10 protein-coding genes are annotated in these 17,637 nt (G+C 73.1%); 8 read left to right on the top strand and 2 right to left on the bottom strand.

The features are described from left to right. Positions 1 to 37: 37 nt before the first annotated feature. Positions 38 to 1,189 (bottom strand): capreomycidine synthase, encoded by a 1,152-nt coding sequence (gene vioD, locus ACIP4P_RS35380; protein WP_400925594.1) that lies wholly within the window; start codon positions 1,187 to 1,189, stop codon positions 38 to 40. A gap of 437 nt (positions 1,190 to 1,626) precedes the next feature. Between vioD and ACIP4P_RS35375 the strand changes: the two genes are divergently transcribed. From ACIP4P_RS35375 to ACIP4P_RS35340, 8 genes are all read left to right on the top strand, one after another. Then, entirely contained in the window at positions 1,627 to 8,742 is a 7,116-nt protein-coding gene (locus ACIP4P_RS35375; protein ID WP_400925593.1) for an amino acid adenylation domain-containing protein, read from the top strand. Positions 8,743 to 8,820: 78 nt separating this feature from the next. Beyond that, complete coding sequence (gene asnB, locus ACIP4P_RS35370) at positions 8,821 to 10,710, top strand: asparagine synthase (glutamine-hydrolyzing) (RefSeq protein WP_400925591.1); 1,890 nt, start codon at positions 8,821 to 8,823, stop codon at positions 10,708 to 10,710. A gap of 11 nt (positions 10,711 to 10,721) precedes the next feature. Further along, entirely contained in the window at positions 10,722 to 11,660 is a 939-nt protein-coding gene (locus ACIP4P_RS35365; RefSeq protein WP_400925589.1) for a 3-hydroxyacyl-CoA dehydrogenase family protein, read from the top strand. Positions 11,661 to 11,671: 11 nt separating this feature from the next. Continuing rightward, positions 11,672 to 11,941 (top strand): acyl carrier protein, encoded by a 270-nt coding sequence (locus ACIP4P_RS35360; protein WP_350508087.1) that lies wholly within the window; start codon positions 11,672 to 11,674, stop codon positions 11,939 to 11,941. After that, positions 11,926 to 13,164, top strand: a complete 1,239-nt coding sequence (locus tag ACIP4P_RS35355) for an acyl-CoA dehydrogenase family protein (protein ID WP_350508088.1) — start codon at positions 11,926 to 11,928, stop codon at positions 13,162 to 13,164. Before ACIP4P_RS35360 ends, ACIP4P_RS35355 begins: the two co-directional genes overlap by 16 nt. After that, a complete protein-coding gene (locus ACIP4P_RS35350) occupies positions 13,161 to 14,393 on the top strand; it encodes a hypothetical protein (RefSeq protein ID WP_400925586.1) in 1,233 nt (410 codons plus the stop codon). The genes ACIP4P_RS35355 and ACIP4P_RS35350 overlap by 4 nt, the downstream gene beginning before the upstream one ends. Next, on the top strand, positions 14,390 to 15,751 hold the full coding sequence (locus ACIP4P_RS35345; RefSeq protein ID WP_400925585.1) for an acyltransferase domain-containing protein: 1,362 nt from the start codon (positions 14,390 to 14,392) through the stop codon (positions 15,749 to 15,751). The genes ACIP4P_RS35350 and ACIP4P_RS35345 overlap by 4 nt, the downstream gene beginning before the upstream one ends. 72 nt (positions 15,752 to 15,823) lie before the next feature. After that, entirely contained in the window at positions 15,824 to 17,065 is a 1,242-nt protein-coding gene (locus ACIP4P_RS35340) for a winged helix-turn-helix domain-containing protein (protein WP_400925583.1), read from the top strand. A 92-nt stretch (positions 17,066 to 17,157) separates the two neighbouring features. Here the strand turns inward: ACIP4P_RS35340 and ACIP4P_RS35335 are convergent, their stop codons facing one another. Further along, on the bottom strand, positions 17,158 to 17,619 hold the full coding sequence (locus tag ACIP4P_RS35335) for a nuclear transport factor 2 family protein (RefSeq protein WP_400925581.1): 462 nt from the start codon (positions 17,617 to 17,619) through the stop codon (positions 17,158 to 17,160). Positions 17,620 to 17,637 lie beyond the last annotated feature (18 nt).

Genomic DNA, 17,637 nt, shown 5'->3' with positions numbered 1-17,637 from the left:
AGGCGTGGGGGTGGGGCGTGGTGTGGCGGCGGCGGGATCAGCCGGCACTCAGGGCGGCGGCACGCTTCCCGGCCCCGGGGCGGTACTCGTCCAGGGCCCGGCCGAGCAGGTCCAGGCCCCGGCGCAGCTCCTCGGCGGGTGCGCCGAACCCCAGCCGCGCGTGGCCCTGGTGGCCGAAACAGGTGCCGGGGACCAGCAGGATGCGGTGCTCGTGGGCCAACCACCGGCAGAAGTCCTCGACGTCCGCCACCTCGGGCAGGTGCACGAAGGAGCTGACACCGCCGACGGGCGGCACCCACGCGACCTGCCGGGGGCGCTCGGCGATCCAGTCGGCCAGCACCGCGCGGTTCGCCGTGGCGAGGTCGCGCCGCCGCCCGACCAGGGCGTCGCCGTGCCGGACGACCCGTTCGGCGACCAGCTCGACCATCGGTGACAGGTGCAGGGAGACGTAGTCCCGCACCCGGGCGCAGCGGTCGAGGACCTCCGGTGCGGCCAGGCACCAGCCGACCCGCAGTCCGGGCAGGCCGTAGGCCTTGGACAGCGTCCCGAAGCTGACGGTCCGGTCGTACCAGCCGCCCGGATCGGGCAACGGGTCCTGGTCGTAGGTGAGTTCGGTGAAGGCTCCGTCCCAGACCAGGTAGCAGCCGGAGCGGGCCGCGATGGCGACCAGTTCCCGCTGCTCCTGCGGGGTCAGGGTGGAACCGGTCGGATTGCACGGGAAGTTGACCACGATCATCCGGGTGCGCCGGGTGACCAGTTCGCGCAGCTCGTCCAGGTCGGGCCGGAAGCCCCGGTCGAACCGCAGGTGCCACCGCCGCAGGGTGCAGCCGAGTGCCGTCGCGACGCCGTGCAGCTGCTGGTAGGCGGGATCGAGCACGACCACCTCGTCGCCGGCGCGCAGCAGCGCGCACATCGACAGGAAGATCGCCTCGCTGGAGCCGTGGGTGACCATCACCCGGTCGACCGCCCCGCCGGCGAACCGGTCCGCCACGGCGCGGCGCACGTCGGGGCCGCCGAAGGTCCAGCTGTCCTCGAAGCCGACGTTGTCCATCTCGTCGTGGGTCAGGCCGGTCAGCGCCCGAACCTCGGCGAAGGTGTAGGGATGGACGCCGCTGCTGCCGAGGTCGAACTCGGTCGCGAAGTAGTAGCGGCGCATCCATTCTTCGAGCAGTGCTTCGTCCACTTGCATGTCCACTCCCCCCTGTCGAACAACAGGATTGTTGGCAACACGCGCGGAAATGCACCCCCCCCTGAAGACAGATTCGTCCCCGGAACTCAGGGGGGTGATTGAGTCGCCAGGCTAACCACGTTGTTCGAGGGCATGCAAGAGGTCGAGTACCTTCCGCCTCGGCGGCACCTCTGCTTCAATGACAACGGCAGGCCCCCTCGGATCGGTCGAGGAGCAACCGGGCCCTTCCACGGATATGACGGTGGATAACCTTCGTCGGCGATGTTCCGGCCATTGTCCCCCCTCCGTCCTCGCGCCCTGCCGGACATCCGCCGGCAATTCCCGACACCCACCGAGCACCGCTCCCGGCGAACCGGGCGACATCAGTCGTAACGGTCCGCCAGGGCATCTCGGTTCATCGCTGCGCCACCGGCCCCCTCGGCAGGGAGGAACTGTCAGTGAAACCCGTCCGCCTTCCGGCACCAGACGCCGATCACCCGTCCCTCGTCTCGGTGCTCCGCGGCCGCGCCCGGGAACACCCCGACCAGGTGGCCTACACCTTCCTCGCGGACGACGGGGTCGAGCAGCAGAGCCTCGACCACGCCGCACTCGACCGGGCGGCGCGGACGATCGGGCACGCGCTGCAGCAACTGGACGCCGAGGGGCGGCGGGTGATCCTGCTGTACCCGCCCGGCCTGGACTACCTCGCCGCCTACTTCGGCTGCCTGTACGCCGGTACTGTCGCCGTCCCCGCCTACCCGCCGGACCCGACCCGGCTGGAGCGCAGCCTGCCGCGGCTGCTCGCGGTGCTGGAGGACGCCCGGCCGGTCGCCGTGCTCACCATCGCCGCCCTCGCCGAGGCCGTGCCGGCCCTGCTGTCCACGGTGCCGCAGTCGGCCGGACTGACGGTCGTCGCCACCGACGCGCTGGCACCCGAAGGGGCCGAAGCCTGGCGCGACCCGGACGTCACGGCGGACACCACCGCCATGCTGCAGTACACCTCAGGCTCCACCGCCGACCCGCGCGGAGTGGTACTCACCCACGGGAACCTGCTGCGGAACTCGGCCGTGATCCGGCACGACTTCGGCGTGGACGCCGACAGCCGCGGCGTCATCTGGCTCCCGCCGTACCACGACATGGGGCTCATCGGGGGCATCCTGCAGCCGCTGTACACCGGCTTCCCGGTCACCCTGATGTCCCCGGTCGCCTTCCTCAAACGCCCGTTGACCTGGCTGGAGGCGATGTCGCGCACCGGCGGCACCGTCAGCGGCGGGCCCAACTTCGCCTACGAGCTGTGCGTGCGCAAGACCACGCCCGAGCAGCGCGCCGCGCTCGACCTGAGCCGGTGGCGGGTCGCCTTCAACGGCGCCGAGCCCATCCGGGCGGACACCCTGCGCCGGTTCGCCGACGCCTTCGCGGTCGCGGGCTTCCGGCCGGAGGCCTTCCACCCCTGCTACGGGCTGGCCGAGGCGACCCTCATGGTCACCGGCGGTGTCCCCTGGTCCGATACGGCCCGCCGGGTCTTCGACCGTACGGCGCTGCGCGCGGGCACCGCCCTCGCCCGTCCGAGCGGCTCGGCGAGCGGCGACCCGGGCGCCGGACCGACCGGCGAACCGAGTGGCGACCAGGTGGAGCTGGTGTCCTGCGGCCGGATCGCCCCGGACCACCGGGTCGTCGTGGTGGATCCGCACACCGCCCGCCCGGTCGGCCCCGGCGGCGTCGGCGAGCTCTGGCTCAGCGGACCGAGCGTGGCCGACGGCTACTGGGGCGACCCGGGGCGCAGCAGCGAGGTGTTCGGCCACCGCCTGCCCGGCGAGGACGCCGACTACCTGCGCACCGGCGACCTCGGCTTCCTCCACGAAGGGGAGTTGTTCGTCACCGGGCGGATCAAGGACGTCATCATCGTCCGGGGGCAGAACCACTACCCGCACGACCTCGAACTCACCGCGGAGGGCGGCTGCCCACAGCTGCGCCCGGGGTGCGGGGCGGCCTTCACCGTCCCGCACCCCGACGGGGCGGACCCCCGGCTGGTGCTCGCCCACGAGGTCCGCGACCCGGGGGCGGCCGACGCCGCGCGGATCGGCGCCGCCGTCCGCACCGCGGTCGCCCGGGACCACCGGGTCACCGTGCACACCGTGGTGCTGGTGCCGCCGGGCGCGCTGCCCAAGACCTCCAGCGGCAAGATCCAGCGCAGCGCGTGCGCCGCCCAGTTCGCCGCCGGCACGCTGCCGGAGGTGGGCCGCAGCGACCTCGACGCGCCCGGCCCGGCGGAGGGCTGCCGGGTCGACCCCGACGCGCTGCGCACCGCCGCACCGGAGGTACGCCGGCGCGCCCTGGAGGACTTCCTCCAGCAGGAGGTCGCCGCCGCCTGCGGGCTCGCGCCCATCGCCGTCGACACCTCCGCCCCGCTGCTGAGCCTGGGCGTCGACTCGCTGGCCGTGGTCGACATCCAGCAGGCGATCGGGCGGGAGCTCGGCGTGCCGGTCACCGTGCCGCAGCTCGCCGACGCGGGCAGCCTGACCGAACTCGCCGCCCTGCTCGGGTCCCTGCTCGCCGGCGACGCCGACGCCGAACCCGTCGACGGACCGCTCTCCTACGGGCAGCGCGCCCTGTGGTTCCTCCAGCAGCTGGAGCCCGACAGCACCGCCCACCACATCACGGCGGCCCTGCGCCTGCACGGCCCGTTCGACCCCGACGCCTTCCGCCGTGCCCTGGCCGCCCTGGTGGCCCGGCACGACGCGCTGCGGACCACCTTCCCCGCCCCCGACGGGCAGCCGGTCCAGCGCACCGCGGCGGCCGGCCGCGCCGAGCTGCGCGTCCACGACGCCGCCGGCCGCTCCGAGCACGACCTCGCCGCACTCCTGGACCGCGCCGCCGACGAGCCGTTCGACCTCGCCCACGGTCCGCTGCTGCGCATCGACCTCTTCCGGCGCGCCCCGCAGGAGACCGTGCTGCTGCTGGCGACCCACCACATCACCACCGACTTCTGGTCGATGTCCAAGCTCGTCGCCGATCTGGAGGCGCTCTACACCGAGCACACCGGCGGCCCGACCGCGGCCCTCGAACCGCTGCCCGCCTCCTACCGGGACTTCGTCGCCCGCCAGCACCGCACCGTCGAGGGCGCCGCCGGCGAACGCTCGCGCCGCTACTGGGCCGAGGAGCTCGCCGACGCCTCCCCCAAGCTGCGGCTGCCCCGCCACCACCGGCGCGCCGACACCGCACCGCCCGGGTCGGGCACGGCCCGCGCCCGGCTGGCACCGGAACTGACGGCCCGGCTGCGCGCCAGGGCGGGGGCCGAGGGCGTGACGGTCTCGATGCTGCTGCTCTCCGCCTACCAGGCCCTGCTGCACCGGTACACCGGGCAGGACGACCTGCTCGTCGGCATGCCGACCGCGGGCCGCGGTCAGCAGGACTTCGAGCACGTGGTCGGCTACTGCACCAACCCCGTGGTGATCCGCAGCCGCCTCGCACCGGACACCTCCGTACGGGAGTTCGTCGCCGCCACCCGCACCCGGGTCCTCAACGCCCTGGAGCACCAGGACCACCCGCTGCACCTGCTGGCGGAGGACCGGCAGCAGCGCGACCCGTTCCGGGCCATGTTCGTCTTCAACCGGCCCCCGCTGCGCGGCCGCGGCGAACTCGCCGTCCTGATGGGCGGCCACTCCGGGATCCGGCGCGCCTTCGGGCCGCTCACCGCCGAGGCCGTGCCGCTGGAGCACACCCGGACCCCGGTCGACCTGGAACTGACCCTGATCGAGGCCGGCGACGAACTGCTGGCCCAGCTGCGCCACCGGACCGAGGTCCTGGGGGCCGCCACCGCCGTCGCCCTGCTGGAGCAGCTGGAGCGGCTGCTGACCCAGATCGCGGCGGACACCGCCCTGCCGGTCACGGAGCTGCGGCTGCTGGACGAGCAGGGCGAGCGCACGCTGCTCGCCGACCACGGCACCCGCCGCGACTACGACCTGACCACCAACGTGGTCCAGCTGTTCGAGCGGCAGGCCGAGCGACGGCCGGACGCGCTCGCGGTGCTGGGCGACGAGGGCGAGGTCAGTTACGGGCAGCTGAACGCCCGGGCCGACCTGATCGCCCGGCAGCTGCGCGAACGCGGCGTCGACGGCCGGAGCCCGGTCGGGGTCTTCCTCGACCGCTCCGCCGCGCAGATCGCGGCCGTCCTCGGCGTCCTCAAGACCGGTGCCGCCTACGTGCCGCTCGACTCCGCCAACCCCCGCGACCGGGTCACCGAGGTCCTCACCGGGGCGGGCGTGCGCGTCGTCCTCAGCCAGCACCGGCTGGCGCCCCGCCTGCCCCAGGGCGTGGACGCCGTGCTGGTCGACGGCGAGCGGACGCCGGTCGACGCGGCCGACGGCACCGACGCCGACGCCCGCTCCCACCCCGCCGCCGGACCGGGCGACCTCGCCTACCTGATCCACACCTCCGGCTCCACCGGAACCCCGAAGGCCGTCCAGATCGAACACCGCGGCCTCACCAACTACACCCGCTTCGCCGTCGAGCACTTCGGCCTGCGATCCGGCGACCGGGTCCTGCAGTTCGCCTCGCTGGCCTTCGACACCAGCGCCGAGGAGATCTTCCCGACCCTGGCGGCCGGGGCCACCCTGGTGCTGCGCAACGACTGGATGCTCAGCTCGCCGGACGCCTTCCTGCGCCAGTGCGACCACTGGCGGGTGAGCGTGCTGGACCTGCCCACCGCCTACTGGCACGAGCTCGCCGACGGCGTCGCGGGCGGTGCCACCGCCCCCGGCGAGGACCTGCGGCTGGTGATCATCGGCGGCGAGCGGGCCCGCCCCGAGCGGGTCGCCGCCTGGCTGCGGCACGTGCCCGCCGGCGTCCGTACGGTCAACAGCTACGGCCCGACCGAGACCACCATCGTGGCGACCGTCCAGGACCTCACCCGGCAGGTCGGCGACGGCGAGGTCCCGATCGGCCGCCCGGTGGCCAACGTCCGCGCCTACGTGCTCGACCCGGCCGGCCGGCCGGTGCCCACCGGCGCCGTCGGCGAGCTGTACATCGCGGGCCCGGGCGTCGCCCGCGGCTACCTCGGCCACCCCGCGCTCACCGACGAGCGCTTCCGGCCCGACCCCTTCGCCGAGGACGGCCGGGACGGACGGATGTACCGCACGGGGGACCTCGCGTCCTGGGCACCGGACGGCACCCTGACCTTCGTCGGCCGGGCCGACCGGCAGCTCAAGCTCAACGGCTACCGCGTGGAGCCCGCCGAGATCGAGGCCCTGCTGCTCGCCGCGGACCCCGCCGTGGCCGAGAGCCTGGTACTGCCCCACCCCGACGGCAACCGGCTGATCGCCTACGTGGCCGGTGTCACCGGGGCCGCCCCCGACCCCGACCGGCTGCGCTCGGCGCTGCGCGAGCGGCTCCCCGGCTACCTGGTGCCGGCCGCGGTCACGGTGCTCCCGTCGTTCCCGCGGTCCACGAGCGGGAAGATCGACCGAGGCCAGCTGCCCCCGCCGCAGACCCACTCCAGTGAGGGAACCGCACCGCGCACGGCCACCGAGCAGGCCCTGGCCGGCATCGTCGCCGAGGTCCTCGGACTCCCCGGGATCGGCGTCCACGACGACTTCTTCACCCACGGCGGCCACTCGCTGCTGGCCACCAAGGTGATCGCCCGGGTCCGGGACCACTTCGGCGCGGACCTCCCGCTGCGGGCCATCTTCGAGCACCCGACCGTGGCGGAACTCGCGGCGCGGATCCCGACCGGTCCGGTCGACACCCGACGGCCCGCGCAGCTGCCGATCCCCCGGGTGCCGCGCGACCGTCCGCTGCCGCTGTCCTTCGTCCAGGAGCGGATCTGGCTGCTGCAACGGCTGGCACCGGAGTCCACCGTCTACAACGTGCCCCGGGCGCTGCGCATCCGCGGGGTGTTCGACCGGGACGTGGTCGAGCAGGTGCTGGCCGACCTGGAGCAGCGGCACGAGATCCTGCACACGGCCTACCCCGACATCGACGGCACCCCGATGCAGGTGGTGCACGAGCCGCGCGGCATCCCGCTCGCCGGTGTGGACCTCGAAGGCGTCCCCGAGGCCGAACAGGAGGAGCGGGTCCGGGAGCTGATCCTGGCTGCCGGACGGGAGCCCTTCGACATCGAGAACGGCCCGACCATCCGGGTCACCCTGGTCAGGCTCGGCCCCGCCGACCACGTCCTCGTCGTCATCGAGCACCACCTCATCCACGACGGCTGGGCCCAGGGCGTCTTCCTGCGCGACTTCCTGGAGCTGTACGAGGGCCGCACCACCGGCCGCGCCGCCCGGCTGCCGGAACTGCCGGTGCAGTTCGCCGACTTCGCGGCCTGGCAGCGCGAGGTGGTGAGCGGCGCGGAGCTGGGCCGGCTGCTGGACTTCTGGACGGCGGAGCTCGCCGGGGCGCCCCAGGTCCTCGAACTGCCCACCGACCGGCCGCACGACGCCGCCCTCACCTTCTCCGGACGACTGGAGAACCTGGTCATCGACGGCGAACTCGCGCTCGCCCTGCGCCGGGTGGGCCAGGAGCGGCGGGCGACGCTGTTCATGATGATGTCCACGGCGTTCTCCGCCCTGATGAGCCACTACAGCGGCCAGCCCGACCTCCTCGTCGGGGTCGGCATGGCCAACCGGCAGCGGCCGGAGACCGAGAATCTCCTCGGCATGATGATCAACACCCTGCTGCTGCGGGTCGACACCTCCGACGACCCCTCCTTCGCCGAGCTGCTGGAGCGGGTGCGCGAGCGGAGCCTGCGGATGTACGCCCACCAGGACATGCCGTTCGAGAAGCTGGTCGAGCACCTCAAGCCCGAGCGCAGCCTCTCCCGGATGCCACTGTGCCAGGTGATGTTCAGCTTCCTGGACACCCCGATGCCCGCCCTGGAGGTGCCCGGCCTGACCTTCGAGGTCGTGGACGCGCACAACCGCACCGCCAAGTTCGACCTCAACATCGTGGTGCGCCCGCACGCCGAGCAGCGTCCGGGCGAGGTCTCCGCCGAGGAGGACAGCCGGATCACCGTGATGACGGAGTACAACTCCGACGTCTTCGACCTGCGGACCATCCGGCGGCTGCACGAACACCTGCGCGCCGTCCTGGAACTGGCGGTCGGCGACCCGGACCGCCCGCTGTCCTCCGCGCTGGCCGGCGCCCTCCTGATCGACCCCGCCGACACCGCCGCTCCGGACCACCCGGTCCAGGACGGACCCGACGCCCTCGCCGGACTCGACCTCGACCTCGACTTCGACGACGAGGACGACGAGTTCGCGGAGGACGAAGGCGACTGGGAGACCGAGTACGTCGCCCCGCGCACCCCGCTGGAGGAACAGCTCACCGACATCTGGGCCCAGTACCTCCCGGTGGAACGGGTCGGGGTGAACGACGACTTCTTCGACCTGGGCGGCCACTCCCTGCTGGCCAACCAGGTGCTGGCCCGGCTGCGGCGCGAGTTCGGCGTCCAACTCCCGCTGCGCCGGCTGTTCGAGGCACCGACCGTGGCGACGCTGGCGGTGCTCGTCCTGGAGGAGCAGGCGTCCGGCGTCGACGGGAGCGAACTCGCGGCCATCCTCGCGGAACTGGAGGACTGAACCCGTCCACCGTCCCGCCAGGGGCGCGCCGGTGTTCCCGCCGGCGCGCCCGGGCCCCCGAACCGTGGAGCGTGACACATGTGCGGCATCGTCGGATACGCACACCTGAACGGCGGCCACCCGGCCGACCGGGCCGTCCTGGAACGGATGGCCGGCACTCTGTTCCACCGCGGTCCCGACTCCGACGGCTACTTCCTGGCCGACCACGTCGGCCTGGCGACCCGTCGGCTGAGCATCGTCGACCCGGCCACCGGCGACCAGCCGATCGCCTCCCCGGACGGCAACGTCACGGTCTGCTGCAACGGCGAGGTCTTCAACCACGCTGAGCTGCGTGACCGGCTGACGGCCGCCGGGCACGTCTTCCGGACCGGCGGCGACGTGGAGGTGCTGGTCCACCTGTACGAGGAGCACGGCACCGGGCTGGTGCACCACCTCAACGGCCAGTTCAGCTTCGCGCTCTACGACCGGGCCCGGCGGCGCCTGGTGCTGGCCCGCGACCACGTCGGCATCACCCCGCTGCACTACACGGTGACCGGCGGCACCCTGGTCTTCGGCTCGGAGGTCAAGGCCCTGCTGGCCCACCCGCTGGTCCGCCGGGAGGTCGACCCGGGCGGTCTCGACCAGATCATGCTGCTGCCCGGCCTGGTCAGCCCGCGCACCATGTTCGCCGGGATCGCCACCCTGCCCCCGGGCCACCTGATGGTCGTCGAGGACGGCCGGGTCGACGTCCGCCGGTACTGGGACCTCGACTACCCCCTGGCCGCCGAGCTCTCCCCGCCCGCCGCGGCCGACCCCGAGGAACGGTTCGGCCGGCTGGAGCAGGCCCTCCAGCGGTCGGTGGAGCTGCGGATGCGGGCGGACGTCCCGCACGCCTACTACCTCAGCGGCGGTCTGGACTCCTCACTGGTGGCGGGGATCGCCGCGAAGTCCGCCGCCGAGCGGCTGCGCACCTTCTCCGTCACCTTCCCCGACGCCCGGATGTCCGAGCAGCCGTACCAGCAGATGGTCGCCCGGAGCCTCGACTCCGAGCACCACGAGGTGCCGGTCACCCCCGGACACCTGCTCGACCAGCTGCGCGAGGTGGTCCGCCACAGCGAGTGCCCGCTCAAGGAGAGCTACAACGTCGCCTCGGTCCGGCTCTCCGCGGCCGTACGGGCCCGCGGCGCGAAGGTGGTGCTCAGCGGCGAGGGCGCGGACGAGCTGTTCGCCGGGTACGTCGGGTACAAGTTCGACAAGCAGACCGCCGCCCGGGCGGCCCGCTCCCGGCGCCGAACGGCCACCGGACGGCCGCTCTCCGCTGAACAGCGCCTGAACCAGCGGCTGTGGGGCAACCCGCTGCTCGCCTACGGCCAACGACTCGGCGAACTCGCCTCAGCCCGGGCGGAGTTGTACTCGCCGCAGCTCCGGTCCCGGCTGCCCGACTTCGACTGCCTGGCCCAGCCACTGGTCGACCTCGCACAGCTCAAGGGGCGGCACGTCCTGCACCAGCGCTCCTACCTGGACTTCAAGCTCCGGCTCGCCGACCACCTGCTGGGCGACCACGGGGACCGGGTCGCCATGGCGAACTCGGTGGAGGCGCGCTACCCGTTCCTGGACCGCGGCGTCATCGACTGCGCCCGCGCCCTGCACCCGGACCTCGTACTGCACGGCTTCGAGGAGAAGTACCCGCTCAAACGGATCGCCGAGCGGTACGTGCCCCGGGAGATCGTCAACCGGGAGAAGTTCGCCTTCCACGCCAACCCCAGCGCCGATCTGCTCCGGATCGACCGGTCCTGGATCGACGACTACCTGGCACCCGCGCGGATCCGGCGCGAGGGCTACTTCGACCCCTCGGCCGTCCAGGAACTGCGCGCCCGCTACACCGGCCGCGAGGTCGGCCTGAACACCCTCTTCGAGGACGACCTGCTGATGGTGGTCGTCACACACGGCATCTTCCTCGAAACCTTCGACCTGCCCGCACTGTCCTAGGGAGCACGCAGATGGATCGGATCGGAGTGGTCGGCGCCGGCACGATGGGCACCGGTGTCTCCCAACTGTTCGCCGAGGGCGGCCACCGGGTCGTCCTGGTGGACATCGACCGGCACGCGCTCGACCGCTCGCGCGCGGCCATCGCCGACGACCTCCGGCTGGCGCCGCTGGTGCGCCCGCACGACGTGCCGCCGGACCCGGAGGCGGTGCTGGAACGCATCACGTTCAGCACCGAAGCCAAGGACCTGTCCGAGGCGGACTTCGTGGTCGAGAACATCGTCGAGCGCTGGGACGCCAAGCGCGAGCTCTACCGGGAGCTGGACCGGGTCTGCCGGCCGGAGGCCCTGATCGGGGTCAACACCTCGGCAATCCCGATCACCCGGATCGCCTCGGTGACCGGCCGGCCCGGCCAGGTGATCGGCACCCACTTCATGAACCCCGCCCACCTCAAGCCGACCGTCGAGGTGATCCGCGGCCACCACACCACTGACGCCACCCTGGAGCGCGTCGGGGACCTGCTTCGGGGCGTGCGCCGCAAGCACGTCGTGGTCGCCGACTCCCCCGGCTTCGTCACCAACCGGGTGGCCATGCTCACCCTCAACGAGGCGATCTTCCTGCTGCACGAGAACGTCGCCTCGGTGACCGAGATCGACCGCCTGTTCAAGGAGTGCTTCGGCCACGCCATGGGCCCGCTGGCGACCGCGGACCTGATCGGGCTGGACACCGTCCTGCTCTCCCTCGACGTGCTCTACGAGAACTTCAACGACCCCAAGTACCGCCCCTGCCCGCTGCTGCGGCGGATGGTCGACGCGGGCCTGCACGGCCGCAAGACCGGCCAGGGCTTCCACAGCTACGAGGTGCCCGGCCGGCCGCAGGCCGAGCCCGCGGCCACCGACCGCACCGCGACCGACCCCGCGGCGACCGCCGCCACCCGCCCGACCGCCGCGTGAGGAGAGCACAGATGACCGACACCGCCAAGGACACCGTCCGGCAGTTCGTCCTACGGCACACCGACGGGATCCCGGTCGAGGACGGCGAGGACCTCTTCGACGCCGGGTTCGTCAACTCGCTGTTCGCCGTTCAGCTGGTCATGTGGATCGAGCGCACCTTCGCGCTGACCGTCCGCCGCGAGGAACTGCTGCTGGACGACCTGCGCACCGTGGACGGCATCACCGCCTTCGTCCGGGCCCGGACCACCGACACCAGGGACGCGGCGTGGACTTCGAACTGACCGACGACCAGCGCGCCCTCCAGGCGGCGACCACCGCCTTCGCCCGCGACCGGCTGGGCCGCGACACCGCGGGCGACGACCGCGAGGAACGCTTCCCGCGCGCGGACTGGCAGCGCTGCGCACGCCACGGGGTGCTCGGCTGGCCGGTACCCGCCGAGTACGGCGGCGGCGGGCTCGACCCGCTCAGCACGATGATCGCCCTGGAGGCGCTCGGCTACGGCTGCCGGGACAACGGCCTGGTCTTCGCCGTCAACAACCACCTCTGGGGCTGCGCGATCTACCTGCTGGAGCACGGCAGCGAGGAGCAGAAGGAACGCTTCCTGCCGGCGATGTGCTCCGGGAACCTGATCGGCGCGCAGGCCCTGTCCGAACCCGAGGCCGGCTCGGACGTCCTGGCGCTGACCACCACGGCGCGCCGCGAGGGCGAGCGGTACGTCCTCGACGGCGAGAAGTGGTTCATCAGCAACGGACCGGTGGCGGACCTGTTCGTGGTGTTCGCCCGGACCGGTGACCAGGGCGCGCCCGAGGACCGGCTGTCCGCCTTCCTGGTCCCCGCGGACCTGCCGGGCGTGCGGACCGTGCGGCAGCTCAGCAAGCTGGGCCTGCGCAGCACGCCGATGGGCGTCGTCGCCTTCGAGGACGTCTCCGTCCCGGCGGCCAACCTGCTCGGCGCGGAGGGCTCCGGCTACCGGATCTTCCTCTCCAGCATCGAATGGGAGCGCTCCTTCATGTTCGCCGGGCACGTCGGCGCGATGCAGCGGCTGCTGGAGACCTCCGTCGACCACGTCACCAGCCGCCGTCAGTTCGGCCGGCAGATCGGCTCCTTCCAGGGCGTCGCGCACGAGATCGCGGACATGCGGATCCGGCTGGAGCTGGCCCGGCTGATGCTCTACAAGGTGGGCTGGCTCAAGAGCCGCGGGCGGATGGCCCTGCTGGAGGCGACCATCACGAAGATCGTCGCCAGCGAGGGCCTGGCCCGGACGGCGATGGCCGCCCTGGAGGTGCACGGCGCCCGCGGCTACCTGACGGACTGGCAGCTCGAACGCGAACTGCGCGACGCCCTCGGCGGGCCGATCTACGCCGGCGCCAACGGCATCCACCGCGGTGTCCTCGCCGAGCTCATGGGGCTGACCGGCAGCCTGTCCGGTGCCGTACCCGCCCACCGTCGCCCCGCCCGGCCGGTCGCCGCGACGGCCGGCCCGACGGACGGAGGCCGGCCGTGACCGCCCTCGACGACGCCCGGCCCGCCGGGCCTCCGCGGCAGCCCGTGACCACCTTCCTGCTGCCGGTGGAGCCTCCCCTCGACGGCTCCCAGGCGGCGGAGCTGGCCCGCCGCGTCTTCTTCGTCGCCGAGTCCATCCTGGACTTCCGGCTGGTCGGCGAGGACCGGATCACCGGGCTCGAGGTGACCGCCACGGCCGGCACCGACCCGGCCGAACTGGCCCGCAAGCTCGCCGTGGTGGTGGCCAACGACCTGGCCCGGCAGGAGGCCTTCACCCCGAAGGTGGTCTGGCGGCTGGACACCGAAGGCACCCCGTCCGACGTCTTCGACGAGCTCACCGCGACGGGTGCGGCGATCCCGGCGGGCGCCGGGCAGGTCGCCTTCGGCGAGCCGCTGCTCTCCCTCACCGACCACCTGGACCAGCGAGTCCGGGCCCTGGTGGCGGCCGAGTTCGACGCCGCCGAGTTCCGCTACCCAACCCTGATCGCCACCGACGTGATGCGGCGCAGCGGCTACTTCTCGTCGTTCCCCCAGCTGATGATGTTCGTGTCCCGGCTGCACTCCGACGTCGACGTCTACCAGGACTTCCTGCACGGCCTCTCGGCCGGCACCGATTTGACGGACCTCCTGCGCGCGGGCGCCGCCACCGTCGACCACTGCCTCCCGCCCACGATGTGCTACCACTCCTTCGCCCAGCTCGCCGACTCGACGCTGCCCGCCGGGTCGTCGGTGCTGACCTCGCGCGGCAAGTCGTTCCGCTTCGAGTCCCGCTACGAGCGGTCGCTGGAACGCCTGTGGGACTTCACCATCCGCGAGATCGTCTTCCTCGGTCCGCGCCGGACGGTGCTGGCGCAGCGCGCCCGGCTGATGGAGCTCACCTTCGAGCTGATGGCGGAACTCGGCCTGGGCGGAAGGTGCGAGGTCGCCAGCGACCCGTTCTTCATCAACACCGACACCGCCGACCAGGTGTGGAACCAGCGTTTCCTGGAACTGAAGTACGAGCTGCGCCTGCCGCTGGAGGGCGAACGGGACGTGGCGGTCTGCTCGTTCAACTTCCACGACCGCTTCTTCGGCAGGGCGTTCGCCATCGGCGCGGGCGACGGCGCCGGCCCGGTGCACACCGCCTGCGCCGGATTCGGGCTCGAACGCCTGGCGTACGCCTTCCTCTGCCGGCACGGTGTCGACCCGGCGGGCTGGCCCGAGCAGGTCCGCCGGGCGGTCGGGTCGTGACCTCCGCAGGGGGTACCGGCCCGCGGCTGCTGACGATCTCCGCGGCGACGCCCGAGGAGCTCGAACGGGAGACCGACCGGCTCGCCGAGCAACTCGACTCGCTGGCGGCCGGGCGCGGCACCGGTCCGGACGGCCCGGACGGCCCGGACGGCTCGGACGGCCTGAGCGGGCTGTCCCGGCGGCTGCGGCAGCGGCAGGCCCTGGAACACCGGCGTGCCCTGGTGACCACCGACCCGGCCAGGGCCGCCCACCACCTGCGCGAACGCGACCCCCGGCAGCTCGTCACGGCGCGGGCGGACCCGGACCGTCCCGTGGTGTTCCTGGCGGCCGGCGTCGGCGACCACTACCTCGGCATGACCGCCGGGCTGCAGCACCAGCTGCCGGTCTACGCCGCGCACCTGCGGACCTGCCTGCGCGAGCTCGACCGGGAGCTGGGCGGGGACCTCGGCGCCTTCCTGTCCCGGGTGGCGGCCGACTCCGCCGGCGCCCGCCGGGTGGGGGTGCCCGCCGGGCCGGCCGACGGTGCCGCGGGGCCGGCCATCGACGACACCGAGGTGGCGCAGCCGGCGGTGTTCGCCGTCCAGTACGCGATGGCCGCCACCCTGCAGTCCCTCGGCGTGCGGCCCACTGCCCTGCTCGGCTACAGCCTGGGCGAGTATGTCGCGGCCTGCCTCGCCGGGATCCTACCGCTGGACCAGGCGGCGACCCTGGTGGCGCGCCGGGCCCGGCTGGTATCCGAACTGCCCGCCGGCGGGGGGATGCTGGCGGTGATGGCCGGTGCGGAGGCGGTCACCCCCCACCTCGTCACCGGGCGGGTCGCGCTGGCCGCCCTGAACGGGCCCGAACTCACCGTGCTGTCGGGGTACTCGACGGATCTGGACCGGGTGGCCGAGCGGCTCGTCGGGCGCGGGATCGCCTGCCAGCCGATGGCCGCCCGGCACGCCTTCCACTCCCCGCTGATGGCCCCGGTCACCGCCCGGCTGCGGGAGCTGGTGGCCGGGTTCCGGCTCCGCCCGCCCCACGTGCCAGTCCTCTCCAACGGCTCCGGCGCCTGGATGGGCGAGGAAGCCACCGGCCCCGACTACTGGGCCGATCAGCTCTGCGGCACGGTCAGGTTCACCGACGACCTCGCCGAACTGTGGCGTCTCAAGTCGCCGGTCCTGGTCGAACTCGGGCCCGGCCAGGGGCTGATCCGCCTCGCGATGCGCAGCCCCGACCGCCCGGCGGAGCACGGTAGTGTGGCCGTGCCCACGCTGCCGGGGCCACTGGAGCGGCGCCCGGACACGGTGGTCTTCCTCGACGCGGTGGCCCGGCTGTGGGCCGCCGGTACCGGCGTCGACCTGGGCGGGGTGACCTGACCCGCTCCTCCCCTCCGTTCCTCCCCCCGTTCCTTCCCTCCGTTCCCGTCCGCAGACACCTGGTTGGAGCCGATGCCCCCGACACCGTCCGTCAGCAGCACCACCGCCCGGAGGCTGGCGATCAGCGCCCAGTTCCTGGCCGGCCCGCCCGCCCCGCCGACCGTCGACGGCATCCGGGAGGTGCTGCGGGCACTGCGCTGCCTCCAGCTCGACCCGATCAGCGCGGTCGCCCAGAGCCATCTGCTGGTGCTGTGGAGCCGGCTCGGCCAGTACCGCCGCGAGGACCTGGACCACCTCCTCTGGGAGGCCCGGTGGCTGTTCGAGTACTGGGCCCACGCCGCCTCCATCGTGCTGACGGACGATTATCCGCTGCACGCGGCGACCATGCGCCGCTACCCGGCGGGGACGTCCAACTACGGCCGTAAGGTGGCCACTTGGCTCAAGGCCAACGGCACCCTGCAGACGCACGTGGTCCAGCGGCTGACCGAGGCCGGTCCGCTGCCCGCTGGCGGCTTCGACGACGTCGCCGAGACCCCGTGGGAGTCCAGCGGCTGGACGACCGGGCGCAACGTCGAACGCATGCTGGACCACCTGTGGCTCCAGGGCCGCATCATGGTCAGCGGACGCCGCGGCCGGGCCCGGCTGTGGGACCTGGCCCCGCGCTGCCTGCCCGGTGACGCCGCCTCGGCTCCGCTCCCCGATGCCGAGGTGGTCCCGCTGGCCGCCGAACACGCCCTGCGCGCCCTGGGGATCGCCCGCCCCGCCGACATCCGCCAGCACTTCACCCGGGACCGCTATCCCGGACTGGACTCCGCCCTGACCCGCCTGCTCGCGGAGGGCCGCATCCTGCGGGTCCAGCTGGAGGACGCCCCGTCCAGCGAGGGCTGGTACCTCACCGCCGACCGACTGCCGCTCCTGGAACGGCTGGAGTCCGGCGAGTGGGAGCCGCGCACCACCCTGCTGTCCCCCTTCGACAACCTGATCTGCGACCGGGCCCGCACCGAACGCCTCTGGGACTTCGGGTTCCGCAACGAGATGTACGTGCCGCGCGCCAAGCGCCGGTACGGTTACTACGTGATGCCGCTCCTGCACGGCGACCGGCTGGTCGGCCGGGTCGCCCCCCGGCTGGACCGGCGCTCCCGGACCCTCCACCTCGAAGGCCTCTTCGTCGAACCGGACACCCCGACCGACGACGCCCTGCGCGCGGGGCTGGCCGACACCGTCGCCGCCCTCGCCGAGTTCGTCGACGCCCGCGCGACCGTCCGCACCGGCCCCTGCCCACCCGACTGGGCCGACCTCTTCCCCGAGGGCTGACGCCCGGAACCACCGTCGGGCCGGCCGGCCCGACGGACGGTGAAATCCTGGACGACGTCGTGCCCTAGACGAATGAGTCCGATGTCAGTGGTTCAGTAGCGGCCGCTGAGGCTGGCAGCCATGACGGTCAGCCGGTCCATCGCGTGAGCGACTCCGAGCCCGTCCATGTAGTCGCGAACATGCACGATCTGGCCGTTTCGGACCCGCATGACGAGGAGGCCGGGGAAGCTGAAGGGCCGGCCGGTCGTGGTTACGGTCCCGGAGACGACCTGCTCGACGACTATCACCTCCGGGTTGGTGTTCTCGTGCACAGCGACCTCGCGGATCTCCTGCGGTTGCGCTGGGCTTGTGCCCCAGGCCGCTCGATAGCCCGTACGGACCTCTTCGCGCCCCTGGTAGCGCTCAGGCATGCCGGGGAGGAGGAAGGGGAACTCGTGGACGGCGTCGACCGCGTACAGGTCGGCCAAGTCGTCCGCGGACTTGTCGAGCATCGCCTGCTGGTAGCGGGCCAAAACCTCACGAGGGCCGGGGTTGGCCGAGGTTGTGTCCGGCATGGCGGTTGGACTCCGTTC

The organism is Kitasatospora sp. NPDC089509, from assembly GCF_044749365.1.
GTDB lineage: Bacteria > Actinomycetota > Actinomycetes > Streptomycetales > Streptomycetaceae > Kitasatospora.
Note: the sequence above shows the minus strand (reverse complement) of the source record. Positions and strands in the feature narration are given on the sequence as shown.

What these genes read in the sequence shown, in the direction of transcription:
- vioD (WP_400925594.1), bottom strand. Translation starts at nt 1,189, where the DNA reads ATGCAAGTGGACGAAGCACTGCTCGAAGAATGGATGCGCCGCTACTAC.
- asnB (WP_400925591.1), top strand. Translation starts at nt 8,821, where the DNA reads ATGTGCGGCATCGTCGGATACGCACACCTGAACGGCGGCCACCCGGCC.
- ACIP4P_RS35365 (WP_400925589.1), top strand. Translation starts at nt 10,722, where the DNA reads ATGGATCGGATCGGAGTGGTCGGCGCCGGCACGATGGGCACCGGTGTC.
- ACIP4P_RS35360 (WP_350508087.1), top strand. Translation starts at nt 11,672, where the DNA reads ATGACCGACACCGCCAAGGACACCGTCCGGCAGTTCGTCCTACGGCAC.
- ACIP4P_RS35340 (WP_400925583.1), top strand. Translation starts at nt 15,824, where the DNA reads ATGCCCCCGACACCGTCCGTCAGCAGCACCACCGCCCGGAGGCTGGCG.
- ACIP4P_RS35335 (WP_400925581.1), bottom strand. Translation starts at nt 17,619, where the DNA reads ATGCCGGACACAACCTCGGCCAACCCCGGCCCTCGTGAGGTTTTGGCC.